At 58.9% G+C, this 12,608-nt stretch carries 12 protein-coding genes, 1 pseudogene and 1 riboswitch; of the genes and pseudogenes, 8 read left to right on the top strand and 5 right to left on the bottom strand.

All coding sequences use genetic code 11. The features are described 5' to 3' along the window. Positions 1–21: 21 nt before the first annotated feature. Together H8B20_RS27040 and H8B20_RS27035 are read right to left on the bottom strand one after the other, a co-directional pair. Positions 22–567: a cytochrome b/b6 domain-containing protein gene (locus H8B20_RS27040; protein ID WP_115147974.1), complete on the bottom strand. Its 546-nt coding sequence runs from the start codon at positions 565–567 to the stop codon at positions 22–24. Continuing rightward, positions 567–833 (bottom strand): PepSY domain-containing protein, encoded by a 267-nt coding sequence (locus H8B20_RS27035; protein WP_042558898.1) that lies wholly within the window; start codon positions 831–833, stop codon positions 567–569. Before H8B20_RS27035 ends, H8B20_RS27040 begins: the two co-directional genes overlap by 1 nt. A gap of 170 nt (positions 834–1,003) precedes the next feature. Between H8B20_RS27035 and H8B20_RS27030 the strand changes: the two genes are divergently transcribed. The 3 genes from H8B20_RS27030 (at position 1,004) to mntP (ending at position 3,911) form a co-directional block, all read left to right on the top strand. After that, positions 1,004–1,666 carry a response regulator gene (locus tag H8B20_RS27030; RefSeq protein ID WP_115147975.1) on the top strand — a complete coding sequence of 221 codons (663 nt, stop codon included), beginning with the start codon at positions 1,004–1,006 and terminating at the stop codon, positions 1,664–1,666. Continuing rightward, positions 1,663–3,033 carry an ATP-binding protein gene (locus tag H8B20_RS27025; RefSeq protein ID WP_210625141.1) on the top strand — a complete coding sequence of 457 codons (1,371 nt, stop codon included), beginning with the start codon at positions 1,663–1,665 and terminating at the stop codon, positions 3,031–3,033. Before H8B20_RS27030 ends, H8B20_RS27025 begins: the two co-directional genes overlap by 4 nt. 136 nt (positions 3,034–3,169) lie before the next feature. Next, a riboswitch (yybP-ykoY riboswitch) is annotated at positions 3,170–3,341 on the top strand. 6 nt (positions 3,342–3,347) lie between these two features. Next, positions 3,348–3,911: a manganese efflux pump MntP gene (mntP, locus tag H8B20_RS27020; RefSeq protein WP_210625140.1), complete on the top strand. Its 564-nt coding sequence runs from the start codon at positions 3,348–3,350 to the stop codon at positions 3,909–3,911. Positions 3,912–3,962: 51 nt separating this feature from the next. On the opposite strand, the pseudogene H8B20_RS27990 reads toward mntP, so the two are convergent. The 3 genes and pseudogenes from H8B20_RS27990 to H8B20_RS27010 form a co-directional block, all read right to left on the bottom strand. Further along, positions 3,963–4,067 (bottom strand): annotated as a pseudogene (locus H8B20_RS27990) (DUF72 domain-containing protein); the annotation flags it as partial. A gap of 46 nt (positions 4,068–4,113) precedes the next feature. Continuing rightward, positions 4,114–5,901, bottom strand: coding sequence for a thiamine pyrophosphate-requiring protein (locus H8B20_RS27015; RefSeq protein WP_210625139.1), 1,788 nt, complete (start codon positions 5,899–5,901; stop codon positions 4,114–4,116). Between the two features lie 177 nt (positions 5,902–6,078). Beyond that, complete coding sequence (locus tag H8B20_RS27010; RefSeq protein ID WP_042558893.1) at positions 6,079–6,354, bottom strand: DUF2798 domain-containing protein; 276 nt, start codon at positions 6,352–6,354, stop codon at positions 6,079–6,081. Between the two features lie 124 nt (positions 6,355–6,478). Between H8B20_RS27010 and H8B20_RS27005 the strand changes: the two genes are divergently transcribed. The 5 genes from H8B20_RS27005 to H8B20_RS26985 all read left to right on the top strand — a co-directional run bounded on the left by H8B20_RS27005 (position 6,479) and on the right by H8B20_RS26985 (position 12,513). After that, entirely contained in the window at positions 6,479–7,420 is a 942-nt protein-coding gene (locus tag H8B20_RS27005; RefSeq protein WP_210625138.1) for a LysR family transcriptional regulator, read from the top strand. A gap of 76 nt (positions 7,421–7,496) precedes the next feature. Beyond that, positions 7,497–8,540: an alpha/beta hydrolase family protein gene (locus H8B20_RS27000; protein WP_210625137.1), complete on the top strand. Its 1,044-nt coding sequence runs from the start codon at positions 7,497–7,499 to the stop codon at positions 8,538–8,540. 44 nt (positions 8,541–8,584) lie between these two features. Further along, positions 8,585–8,974, top strand: coding sequence for a hypothetical protein (locus H8B20_RS26995; RefSeq protein ID WP_210625136.1), 390 nt, complete (start codon positions 8,585–8,587; stop codon positions 8,972–8,974). Positions 8,975–9,243: 269 nt separating this feature from the next. After that, on the top strand, positions 9,244–10,083 hold the full coding sequence (yghU, locus tag H8B20_RS26990; RefSeq protein WP_115147981.1) for a glutathione-dependent disulfide-bond oxidoreductase: 840 nt from the start codon (positions 9,244–9,246) through the stop codon (positions 10,081–10,083). A gap of 249 nt (positions 10,084–10,332) precedes the next feature. Continuing rightward, complete coding sequence (locus H8B20_RS26985) at positions 10,333–12,513, top strand: TonB-dependent siderophore receptor (protein WP_042558888.1); 2,181 nt, start codon at positions 10,333–10,335, stop codon at positions 12,511–12,513. The last annotated feature ends 95 nt before the right edge of the window (positions 12,514–12,608 follow it).

Here is a 12,608-nt window from a genome sequence, read left to right as displayed (position 1 = left end):
GCAATCGGCAAAACATCCTTGTCAGCGCGTCGAATCGTCCGGCAATCGGCGACGGCGTCCGGTGAGCATCGACAACGGCAAGTTGTCGCGAACCTGAAAGCTTTCAAACACGGCGGCGGCGATGTGGATGCAAACCAACACCAGCAGGCCATCGGCTGCGGTTTCATGAACCTGAAGTGGCCAATCGGCGCCCCACAAGGCATCAATCTCTTCCATGGCCCAACCGCTGAGTCCGACAGTCAACAGCGCCAGCAGCATCAGAATCATCACCAGCGCACCCAGCGGCGAATGCCCAAGGCGATGTTCGGGTCGCCCGGCCAGCAACGAACGCACGTGGCTGGCAAGTCGCGACGGCGTCGGCCAGAAGTCCGCCCAACGCGCACTGCGTGGCCCAATGAATCCCCACACCATTCGCACCAGCAGCCAGGCTACGGCGTAGTAGCCGAGCCAGACATGCCAGTCATCGCCGGCCTCATTGAAGAAGTAGTTGGCGACGAAGACACCCGCGATGGACAGATGAAACAGCCGTACCACGGGATCCCACAGGCGCAGGGACTCGCTCGGCATCAGCCCTTGATCTCGGTCTTGATCGCTTTGCCGCTGACCGGGTCGTGGTAGATCTCGACCTTGCGCTTGTCTTTGTCAAAGCCGTAGATCTCATAGCAATTGCCATCAGTGACTTTGAACTTGCTGATCTCGTAGCCCTGGCCTTTCAGTTTCTCTTGAAACGCCTTCTCGTCTTGCCATTGCGAACGCTCAGCGGTGGTGCATTGCGGGCCGGCAAGCGCCATCGGGCTGGCGACAATCAGGGACAACAGCAGAAGTTTACGCATGGAAACACTCTCGCTCGATGAGGAAGGCCTCACTGTGCAAAAGCAACCTTAGTGAAAGCTTAGTTGGCAACGAGTCGTTACATCTTTCCCGTCGGCCGGACTGCCACGGCTGGCCGTACAGCGGCATCATGCCGCCGATCAAACGCCCTATTTCCTACAGAGAACCGTCCATGCGCCTACTTCTGGTCGAAGATGATCGCGCCCTCGGGCAAGGCATCCGCGTTGCGTTGAGCAACGAAGGCTACACCCTCGACTGGTTGCAGGATGGCATCAGCGCCTTGCACGCATTGCGCAGTGAAAGCTTCGATCTGCTGTTGCTCGACCTCGGCCTGCCACGGCTCGACGGCCTGGCGCTGCTGCAACAACTGCGCGGCGGGCAGCAGGACTTGCCGGTCTTGATCCTCACCGCCCGCGACGGCACCGCCGAGCGCATTGCCGGGCTGGATGCCGGCGCCGATGACTACCTGATCAAGCCGTTCGATGTCGACGAGTTGAAGGCACGCATCCGTGCCTTGCTGCGCCGCAGTCAGGGGCGTGCGCAACCGGTGCTGGAGCATGCGGGCGTGTGCCTCGATCCGGTCAGCCAACAGGTGACCTGGCACGGTAACGACGTCGTGGTGACACCGATGGAGTACCAGTTGCTCCATCAGCTGTTGGTCCGCCCCGGCAAAGTCGTCACTCGCGAGCGCTTGTCCCGGGCTCTTTACGGTTGGCAGGAGCGCGTCGAGAGCAACACCCTCGAGGTGCTGATCCACAACCTGCGCAAAAAGCTCTCTACGGAGTTGATCCGCACCGTGCGCGGCGTCGGTTATGTCGTGGAGCTCAACCCATGATTTCCATACGCGCGCGGATTCTGGTGCCGGTGCTGATTCTGGTACTGATGGGCGATGTGCTGATCAGTTGGCTGGTGCTGCGCGACAGTCACCATGAAATCGAAGAGGTCTACGACGCACAACTGGCGCAGAGTGCGCGCTTGTTGCAAGGCGTGCTGGCCCAGCGCGCACCGGGCGACAATGACTGGGATCGGCTCCATCATGCTTTCGATCAGGCCATGAGCCGGGTTGGTGATGGCGAAGCCGCACACCCCTATGAAACCCGACTGACGTTTCAGGTCTGGCGCAGCGACGGCCAATTGCTGATGCGTTCCGCCGAAGCACCGGAACTCAGGGCGCCACCAACGACGCTGGGCTCGCACGACTTGATAGACAACGGCCGTGACTGGTGCGCCTTCCTGCTCAAGGATACGCAGCAGGGGCTATTGATCTGGGTTGGTGAACGTGACGACATTCGTCAGGACCTGATCGAGCGTATCGTCGGTCATACGTTGTGGCCGAGTGTGATCGGTGTGCCGCTGTTGGCCCTGCTGATCTGGCTGACCATCGGCTGGGGCCTGCAACCGCTGCGGGCCATGGCCCAAAGCATTCGTGGGCGCAATACCGAAACGCTGAAACCGCTCAACCTCAGCCCCCTGCCCCACGACCTCGAACCGATGCAAACCGCGCTCAACCGGCTGTTGCAGCAGATTGACAATCTGCTGGGTCGCGAGCGACGTTTCATCGCCGACGCGGCACATGAGCTGCGCACGCCGCTGGCGATTTTGCGCATCCACGCGCAAAACGCGCAATTGGCCGGCACGCCGCAACAACGCGAAGAGGCGCTGGAGTTTCTGCTCAGCGGTGTCGACCGCGCCACGCGCATCGCCAGTCAGTTGCTGACCATGGCGCGCATCGAGCCGCGTCTGGCCAATCCGGAAAAAAGCGCAGTGGAACTGACTGCGCTGGTACGCGAAGAACTGGCGGAACTGGCGCCGCTGGCACTGGAAAGAGACGTAGAGCTGATCCTCGACAGCGACCACCACTGCCCGGCAGATACCGATCCCGTCGCCCTGGCTATCGCTCTGCAAAACCTGGTGACCAATGCATTGAACTTCGCCCCACCCGGCAGCGAGGTGCGGGTTCAGGTGCTGCCGCAAACTTCCGGGGCGGTGTACATCAGCGTCGAAGACGCCGGCCCCGGTATCAACGAACAGGATTACGCACGGTTGTTCGAACGCTTTTACAGTCACGGCCACGCCAACGGTGCCGGTTTGGGGCTGGCCATTGTGCAAATGATCGTCAGCAAGATCGGCAGCACGTTGCAGCTGTACAACCTGCCGCAGGGTGGATTGTGTGCACAGTTGCGGATCAATGAGACTCACTGAAATGTATGCCGGATAGTTAAGTCTGACGGTGACTCTGTGGTGAGGGGATTTAGCGAACGCCCTCACCACAGGTTATTCGTCACCTTCGAATTAATCGGGGGCTTTGACAAAATTTTCATATTCGCCCGACTAACATCCGCAGCCTCGTTGGGGAGTAGCCTGTTTCCGAGACTTTCGGAAGCGTTCGTATCAACATTCTCGGCAACCTGCCGTGGTACGAACACCTTTTGGTTGGTGAGACCGACGACACATTCATGCCTAAAGTCGGGCGTGTGATTGTGTCGTTGACTCATAGCCCGACTGGAAGTGTTGCCGTGAATCCCGTTTCCCTCATATTTCTCGCCCTCGCCATGTCCACGGATGCGTTCGCCGCCGCCATCGGCAAAGGCTCCAGCCTGCACAAGCCGCGACTGACCGAAGCCCTGCGCACCGGTCTGATCTTCGGTGTCATCGAAGCCATCACACCCGTTATCGGCTGGCTGATCGGTCAGGCAGCGACTCGTTGGGTCGCCGAATGGGACCACTGGATCGCCTTTACTCTGCTGGTGATTCTGGGCCTACACATGATCTATAACGGCCTGAAACACGACGACGAGGAAGAAGAAAAATCCGGCCAGCACTCGTTCCTGATTCTGGCCCTCACCGCGTTCGCTACCAGCATCGATGCGCTTGCCGTTGGCGTGGGCCTGGCGTTTGTCGACGTGAATATCTGGGTGGCCGCCGGCGCTATCGGCTTGGCGACAATGACCATGGTGACCCTCGGCGTAATGCTCGGCCGTGTGTTGGGTGCGGTGGTTGGCAAGCGTGCGGAGATCGTCGGTGGCGTGGTGTTAATGATCGTCGGTTCGACGATTTTGTATGAGCACCTGTCTGTCTGACTCAGAGAACAAGGCAGTGGCGACGCCGGCCAGCGACTTGTTGATGGCCGGCGGACGATAGAACGAGCTGTTGATTTCCATGCTATTCAATCGCACGGCGAAGCGCTTCAGGTGCGTGCCTTGCGCCGGGAATAAAGGCCAATGCTCGCGCCCCAGACTTCACCCTGCATAGCTAATGAAAACCAACAGCCCCCCCGCTCGGTTATTTTTTGCCGGGCAATACCGAACTCAGTACTTGTTTGGCGGCTTGCACGATGATCCCCGCCTCATCCGGATCGCCCTTGAGCAGCGTCGTGGCAAATTTCTTCGCCTGTTCAAGCTTGATATGCGGTGGCAATGGCGGCACGTTCGGGTCGGTCTTGAACTCGATCAGCACCGGCACGTCCGAGGCCAGTGCCTGTTCCCAGGCCGCCGCCACGTCTTCCTCGCGGTCGACGAAAATACCTTTCAGACCGATGGAAATGGCGAACAAGTGATAAGGCACATCGGGGATGCTCTGCGACGCCTCGAATTTCGGATCGCCCTCCATCACCCGCTGTTCCCAGGTGACCTGATTGAGGTCTTCGTTGTTGAATACCGCGCAGATCCATTTCGGGCTCGCCCATTGGCGCCAGTATTTGGCGACGGTGATCAGTTCGGCCATGTTGTTCATCTGCATTGCACCGTCGCCCACCAGCGCGATGACCGAGCGCTCGGGATAAGCGAATTTGGCCGCGATGGCGTAAGGCACGGCGGCGCCCATCGAGGCCAGACCGCCAGACAGAGAGCACTTCATGCCCCGACGAATCTTCAAATCGCGGGCATACCAGTTCGCACATGAACCCGAGTCGCTGGTGATGATTGCCTCATCCGGCAGGCGCGGCGACAACTCGTACACCACCCGTTGCGGATTAATCGGTTTGGCTTTGACCATGGCACGCTTTTGCAGGGTTTTCTCCCAAGTGCCGCGCCACCCTTCGACTTTCTTGCGCCATTTGCCCGAGCTTTTCTGTTCGAGCAGCGGCAGCAACGCGGCCAGTGTTTCCGCTGCATCGCCTTGCAGATTGACCTCCATCGGATAGCGCAGGCTGAGCATGTCGGGCTGCAAATCGATCTGCACGCCGCGCGCCTGGCCTTCCCTAGGGAGGAATTCTGAATACGGGAAACCCGAGCCGATCATCAGCAAGGTGTCGCACTCGGCCATCAACTTGTAGCTGGGTTCGGTGCCGAGCAGGCCGATGCTGCCCGTGACCCACGGCAAATCGTCGGGCAGCACGGCTTTGCCGAGCAGTGCTTTGGCGACACCGGCGCCGAGTTTTTCGGCCACGGCGATGACTTCATCAGTCGCCTCCAGCGCACCGGCGCCGACCAGAATCGCGACTTTTTCACCGGCATTCAGCACGTCCGCCGCACGCTGCAAATCTGCCTCGTAAGGCATGATTTTCGGCTTGCTGTAGCCGACACCGGAATGCGCGGTGCCATGCGCACGGGCCGGTGCCTCATAGGCCAGATCCTGCAAATCATTGGGCAGGATGATCGCGGTGACGCGTCGTTCGCCAATCGCCGTGCGCACCGCGCGGTCAAGCAGATGGCGGACCTGCGAGGGCGCCGATGCCTGCTGCACAAACGCGCCAGCGACGTCCTTGAACATCGAGACCAGATCCAGCTCCTGCTGGTAATGACTGCCCAACGCGGTGCGCGCCTGCTGACCGACAATCGCCAGCACCGGCATGTGGTCCATCCGCGCATCGTAGAGGCCGGTGATCAGGTGCGAAGCGCCGGGGCCCGAAGTGGCGATACAAACCCCCAGCTCACCGGTGAACTTGGCATGCGCCGAAGCCATGAACGCGGCCATTTCTTCATGGCGTGCCTGTATGAATTCGATCTTTCCGTTGGCTCGGTCGAGCGCGCCAAATACGCCATTGATGCCGTCGCCCGGATAACCAAAGATCCGCGTGACGCCCCATTGGCTGAGCCGCTCAACCAGAAAATCTCCTACTGTCATCGTCATCGTGTGCCTCGCCTTTCACCGGTGCATGGAGCTTTCCGGCAGCGCATCCGCCGGAAGTTGTAAGGGTCTGGACAGTCGGGTTGGTGGCGAAGTTTCGACTTTCTGGTGGTCGGTGCCTATCCGTCTGGGCAACACCCCGACATCTGTCGGGACGCGCTGAACCGGGACGAATGAACCTCACCGATGCGGATGCACCGTCCACGCCACCAGTTTGATCACGATGGGCCGAACGAAGAGGATGCACAGGAATGCCACCGGCATCGCCAGTTTGTAAGCGTGAAGCGCATTACTCAGGTAGTCGTTATCAATGCCGGAATTGGCGGCGGTAATCACCAGAGACATCAGAAACGCCATGATCGTCGCCATGTACAACGCAAACACATAGGGTGTGGCACGCGCTGACAGCTTGCGACGACTGACATACTGGGCATCGGAGCTCGTTCTTTGATTCATATGGCTTTTGCATCCATTGACAGGGAGCGGGCACCTTAGCAAAGCCCTTTGCCCTCAACTAGACGGCCAGTCACAGGTACTTTATAAAGCATTATTTACGAATCCTCTTCCCGGCAGGCCATGGATGAATCTGTTAGCGGCGATAGCCAGTTTTATCAAAGTGGTCGAATCGGGCTCCATTGTCGGTGCAGCCAAAACCCTGGGCGTCAGTGCAGCGGCGGTGAGCCAGACGATCAATCGTCTGGAGGCGCATCTCGGCGTGCGCTTGCTGCAACGCACGACGCGGAGCATGGCGCTGACTGAAAACGGCGCGGTGTACTACGAAAAGGTCAAGCGCATCGCGGCGGATCTGGAGTCGGCGCAAAGCTCAATCAGCAATGAAGAAACCGAACTGCAGGGGCGACTGAGCATTGCCTCGACCTCTGCATTCGGCCGGCATGTGCTCGCACCGCTGATCGCCGGTTTCGCCGCACAGCATCCGCGCCTGCTGCTTGAGCTGTCGACCACCGACGGCAAGATCAGCCACATTCAGGATGGCATTGATCTGAGCCTGCGGATCAAACCGCAACTGGAAGAAGGCATTGTCGCGCGCAAGATCGTGTCGCTGCCCTTCATCCTGTGCGCCGCCCCCGCCTATCTCGAACGCGCAGGCGTGCCGCAATCACCGCACGACCTGCAAAACCATGCATGCCTGGCGTTTCGTTATCCTCTTGATGGGCGATTTCTGCGCTGGAGTTTTCTGCGCGACGGCCAGCGTTACGAGGCCAACATCAATGCCACAGCGATCAGCGACGACATCGACGCACTGGCGCAGATGGCAATCAGCGGCGCCGGCATCACGCGTCTGGCGGAGTTTGTAGCAGCGCCTTACATCGCCAGCGGTCAACTGCTGCCACTGTTCGAAACCCGTCACGGCGCACAACACGCCGTTGTCGAACCCATGGAGATTTACGCCTGCGTGCAGGAGCGCGCGGCAATGACGCCGAAGGTCAAAGCGTTCATGGACTATTTAATCGAACACTTGGCGCTGCGCTGGCCGATGGAACAGCTGTCATCGGGGCGCTAAAAGATACTCGCTGAAACATGTGGATTAAGGCAAAGTCCACATCGCCAATCGAGGCTCATCATGGAAGATAAAAACAATGAAAAAGGCTTTGCGCGCCCTGCTTCTGCTCTGCCTGACCACCCACGCATTCGCTGATGACACGCCTATCGGTTTCCAGCTTTCAACACTGCCCGACACGGACAACATCCGTCCGTTGGAAATGGTCGTTTGGTACCCTTCCCGTGCAACCACCAGTGCCCCCAAGTTGATCGCCGACAATCCGGCATTTGTCGGTGTCCTGTCTGTCGAAAACGCAGCACCGGCTGAAGGCGAACACCCATTGGTGGTGCTTTCCCACGGGTATCGCGGCAATTGGACTAACCAGGCATGGCTGGCCAGCGCGCTGGCGCATCAGGGTTACATCGTTGCGGCGGTCAATCATCCCGGTAGCACCACGCATGACCGTAGCCCACAAGCAGCCGCGCAGCTATGGCAGCGTCCCGCAGACATTGGCCGGGCCATTGATGCGGTGACGGCTCAGCCGGCAAAATTTGGTGCAGTCGCGACGCGGCGTATTGCCGTTATCGGTCATTCACTTGGCGGCTGGACAGCAATGGAAATCGCCGGCGCGCGTTTCGACACGGATCTGTTTGCCCGCGACTGCAGCGTTCATCTGAAGTTAGCCAGTTGCGCCGTTTACCAAACCATGAATCCCGCGAGCAACCCGGCATCAAAGGTCCGACTCGCCGCCGATTTACGCGACAAGCGCGTCACGGCCGTGGTGGCATTGGACCTGGGTTTGTCCCGCGGCTTCACGGATGCCAGCCTTGCAACGCTGCCGGTGCCAGTGTTGGTGATCGCAGCGGGCGTGCCGTCGGAAGATCTGCCGGCCGAGTTGGAGTCCGCCGACCTGGCCAAGCGTCTACCCAAACCGTCGAGCCAGTACGTTGAAATTGGCGATGCCAGCCATTTCAGCTTTCTGTCGCTGTGCAAACCGGGCGCGATAGCCATGCTCGAAGAGGACGTGCCCGGTGATGGCATCATCTGCACCGATGGCGAGGGTGGACGTCCGCGTGAGGTGCTCCAACAGCAGGTTATTACGCTGATCAGCGAGTTTTTGCATCAGCCTGCAGGTCATTGAAGAAACATGACCAGAAACATACCGCTCTCTCTTTCGAGAACAGAATGCCGATGAACATTTCGAAAAAAGCCGCATTACCTGCGGTAGCCATCGCTGCCGCTGCTGTGGCCGCGCTGCAACTGTTTATGTACGACAGCGAAATAATCATCGCTCAGGCGACATTGGGCAGTATCCCGGTTGAGTTAATCGCTGAAATACTCATTACCGTCACATTGCATGCGTTCGTCGTCCTGGTGATCCCGCTGATATTGATCGCACGGCAGAACATCATGGCTGGCTACGCGGCACTCGCGTTATCCCTTGCAGCCTACGTCCAGCTGACAACAGATTTGAGTTTGATCGGGATGGCAGTCACCGCCATCGCCTTTTCAATTCTGGCAGTCTGGGCTATCAGCAAAGCACTTGAATGGGTCCGCTATCTGCGCGCCAGATGAAGGTGCGCAGGGTTGCTCGTATCACGATCAGGGAAACACTCCACACAGGGCATTTCCCTCATAACCATGCACGATCGGCCCTAACACCATGAGAGGACCACAAGCGTAAAGGGGAGATGCCATGGCTGCATGTCGATGTAATGTCCAAAGCATCCTGGTATGACATTCAGGATCACTGGCCACAGTGCCAATCCTGACGCATTGAATGGAACGAGATTTTTCCCTACGGTGTCCCTCTATTCTCAGCCAGCAACGATGAGGTCTTTTTCATGAGCAATGCGCCCTACGTTCCGCCCAAGGTCTGGAAAAACGAAGCAGCGTCCGGCGGCCAGTTTGCCAGCATCAATCGTCCGATTGCCGGGCCGACTCACGAGAAAACGCTGCCGGTTGGCAAGCATCCGCTGCAGCTCTACTCGCTGGCCACGCCCAATGGGGTGAAGGTGACCATCCTGCTCGAGGAGTTGCTGGCGCTGGGGCACAGCGCCGCCGAGTACGATGCGTGGCTGATCCGCATTGGCGAGGGCGATCAGTTCTCCAGCGGATTTGTCGAGATCAATCCCAACTCGAAAATCCCAGCCCTGCTCGACCGCAGTGTCGAGCCACCGATTCGGGTTTTCGAGTCGGGCTCGATCCTGCTGTATCTCGCGGAAAAGTTCGGCGCCTTCCTGCCTGAAGATCCGGCTGGACGCACCGAAACCCTGAACTGGCTGTTCTGGCAGATGGGCTCGGCGCCGTATCTGGGCGGTGGGTTCGGACATTTCTATGCCTATGCGCCGGAGAAACTGGAATACCCGATCAATCGGTTCACGATGGAGGCCAAGCGGCAGCTGGATGTGCTTGATCGGCGCCTGGCCGAGAGCCCGTACCTGGCCGGCGACAGCTACACCATCGCCGACATCGCGGTCTGGCCGTGGTACGGTCAGCTGGTGCGCAACAATGTTTATTCGGCGGCGGAGTTTCTCGCGGCCCATGAATACACCCACGTGCAGCGCTGGGCAGAAGACATAGCCAAGCGACCAGCCGTCATCCGTGGACAGCGCGTCAACCGCACGTGGGGTGATGAGGCGAGCCAGGTCCCCGAGCGGCATCAGGCTGAAGATTTGAGCTGATATTCGCGCAACGCTCCCTTGGTTTAAAAACGGCCGATCAAAATCAAATTGATCGGCCTTTTTTTTCAATCCCAACCTTCATCCAATCACCGGCGGTGACCGTTCAGTCATAAGCCAGATGTGAAAAATTTGTTAACTAACTGACTCGTACGGCTTTCTCCGAGCGGATCAATCTGACAGACTAATGCGAATAATTCCTACACGCATGTGCATCAGATTCGTCTTTAGTATCCTTGGGGAAGCAGATTGATGTCGTTTCATACCGGTTTTCGCCGTTCGAACCTTTCGCCTAACTTGTTGGCAATGGCCATTTGCATGGCCGGCGTCGCGCCAGCGCTGGCCGATGAAGCAACACCAGCCACGCCAGAAAACACCGCGGCGCCCGCCACGCTGGAGCTGGGCGCGACCGAAATTGGCGCCACGCAGATGAGCAGCACAACGGAAGGTTCAGAGTCCTACACCACAGGCCCGATGCAGACCGCGACCAAACTGTCGCTGACCATGCGCGAAACGCCGCAGGCGGTGACGGTCATCACCCGTCAGCGCATGGATGATCAGGGCATGACCAGCATCAACGATGTGGTGCGGGGCACGCCGGGGTTGTTCCTCAACCAATCCAGCGGCCCGGGTCGGCAAAATTACAGCGCCCGCGGTTTCGACATCGACAACATCATGTACGACGGCCTGCCGAGCTCTTACCAGCCGTACTCGATGGCAGTGCAGCCGAATCTGGCGATGTTCGACCGGGTTGAAATCGTCCGTGGTGCGACCGGCCTGGTCACCGGTGCCGGCAACCCTTCGGCAGCGATCAACATGGTGCGCAAACGCCCGACAGCCACCCCGCAAGTGACGCTCACCGGTGCAGCCGGCAGTTGGGATGATTATCGCGGGGAGATTGACGCCTCCGGCGCATTGAATGACAGCGGTACCTTACGTGGCCGCGTAGTGGGTTCCTATCAGGGCGCCGACAGCTTCCGCGACAAGGAAGAAAACGATCACGGCCTGTTCTATGCCATCGGTGAATACGACCTCAGCGACGCCACTACGGCAACCTTGGGTTTCTCCCGTCAAAATGAGCAAACCAACTATTTCTGGGGCGGTTTGCCGATCGGCACCAACGGCCACCATCTCGACCTGCCCCGCTCCACCTACCCGGGCACGGATTGGGAAAACAAGAAACTGCAGATCGACACCGTTTTCGGTGACATCGAGCATCGCTTCGACAACGACTGGAAACTGCACGTAGCCGGCTCCTCCTCAACGCTGAACGGCGAATTCTCTGGTTCGTACCTGTCGCGTTACGCCGGCCCGCTGGAAACCACCGCCTATCAGTCGCACAACACCGATAAGCAGCACGCTTTCGACGGTTTTGCCAGTGGCCCGTTCGAAGCCTTCGGCCGCACCCACGAGCTGGTCGTCGGCGCCAGCAATCGCGTCTACGATGCAACTACCAAGGAATATGATCCCTACACCACGGCCTGGCCGATCGGTGCACCCAAGCCCAACTTCGTGCGTGATGGCAAGACGCGCAGCGTCACCACTCAGGATGCGGTTTACCTGACCACCCGTTTGAGCCTGGCCGATCCGCTGACGCTGATCCTCGGCAGCCGCCTCGACTGGTATGACTACGATGACCGCACCACCGACGGCGACTATAAAATCACCCGCAACCTGACGCGTTATGCGGGTCTGATCTACAAGTTTGACGACCACCACTCCGTTTATGCCAGCTACACCGACATCTTCACCCCACAAACCAGCAAAGACCTTTCCGGTAAAGTGCTGGAGCCAATCGTCGGCGAAAACTACGAGGTCGGCATCAAGGGTGAATATTTCAACGGCGCGCTCAACGCCAGCCTGGCCGTGTTTCAGATGGACCAGACCGGCCGCTCTACCACGGCGGACAACCAGTTGGGTTGCCCGGTGATGACCTGCTACAACGCGTCCGGCAAAGTGCGCAGCCAAGGCATCGACATGGAGCTGCAAGGCGCGCTGACCGAAAACTGGCAGCTCGGCGCTGGCTACACTTACACCCGCGCGCATTACATCAAGGACGAAAACCCGGCCAACAATAATCAGAAATTCGACAGCGACACGCCCGAGCACTTGTTCAAGGTCTCAACGATGTATCGCCTGCAAGGCTCACTGGAAAAACTCCGCGTCGGTGGCAGCGTTTACTGGCAGAGCCGCATGTATAACGACATCGCACTCGCCAATGGCAACAGCTATCGTCTTGAGCAGGGCAGCTACGCGACCGCCGACCTGATGGCCGGTTACGAAGTCAGCAAACACCTCGACCTGCAGGTCAACGCGAACAACATCTTCGACCGCGTTTACTACTCCGCCATCGGCAGTAACGTCACCTGGGGTTCCAACGACAACTACGGCACTCCGCGCAGCTACATGCTGACGGCCAAGTACAAGTTCTGAGTCGTGTAACCCTCACCTCGGCACACGCAAGGGCGCCTGGACAAGCCATGGCGCCCTTTTTTCGGACGGGCCAATTAGCCAAGACTGGCAATAAG

The sequence above is a fragment of the Pseudomonas sp. P42 genome, from assembly GCF_017973755.1.
In the GTDB taxonomy this organism is placed as follows: Bacteria; Pseudomonadota; Gammaproteobacteria; order Pseudomonadales; family Pseudomonadaceae; genus Aquipseudomonas; species Aquipseudomonas iridis.
The sequence above is the reverse complement of the archived record's forward strand: the minus strand, read 5'-3'. Positions and strand labels throughout refer to the sequence as shown.

Excerpts from the sequence above, each read along its gene's own strand:
- H8B20_RS27015 (WP_210625139.1), bottom strand. The coding sequence starts at position 5,901 with ATGACGATGACAGTAGGAGATTTTCTGGTTGAGCGGCTCAGCCAATGG.
- H8B20_RS27035 (WP_042558898.1), bottom strand. The coding sequence starts at position 833 with ATGCGTAAACTTCTGCTGTTGTCCCTGATTGTCGCCAGCCCGATGGCG.
- H8B20_RS27010 (WP_042558893.1), bottom strand. The coding sequence starts at position 6,354 with ATGAATCAAAGAACGAGCTCCGATGCCCAGTATGTCAGTCGTCGCAAG.
- H8B20_RS27030 (WP_115147975.1), top strand. The coding sequence starts at position 1,004 with ATGCGCCTACTTCTGGTCGAAGATGATCGCGCCCTCGGGCAAGGCATC.
- H8B20_RS26985 (WP_042558888.1), top strand. The coding sequence starts at position 10,333 with ATGTCGTTTCATACCGGTTTTCGCCGTTCGAACCTTTCGCCTAACTTG.
- H8B20_RS27000 (WP_210625137.1), top strand. The coding sequence starts at position 7,497 with ATGAAAAAGGCTTTGCGCGCCCTGCTTCTGCTCTGCCTGACCACCCAC.
- yghU (WP_115147981.1), top strand. The coding sequence starts at position 9,244 with ATGAGCAATGCGCCCTACGTTCCGCCCAAGGTCTGGAAAAACGAAGCA.
- H8B20_RS27005 (WP_210625138.1), top strand. The coding sequence starts at position 6,479 with ATGAATCTGTTAGCGGCGATAGCCAGTTTTATCAAAGTGGTCGAATCG.
- H8B20_RS27040 (WP_115147974.1), bottom strand. The coding sequence starts at position 567 with ATGCCGAGCGAGTCCCTGCGCCTGTGGGATCCCGTGGTACGGCTGTTT.
- H8B20_RS27025 (WP_210625141.1), top strand. The coding sequence starts at position 1,663 with ATGATTTCCATACGCGCGCGGATTCTGGTGCCGGTGCTGATTCTGGTA.
- H8B20_RS26995 (WP_210625136.1), top strand. The coding sequence starts at position 8,585 with ATGCCGATGAACATTTCGAAAAAAGCCGCATTACCTGCGGTAGCCATC.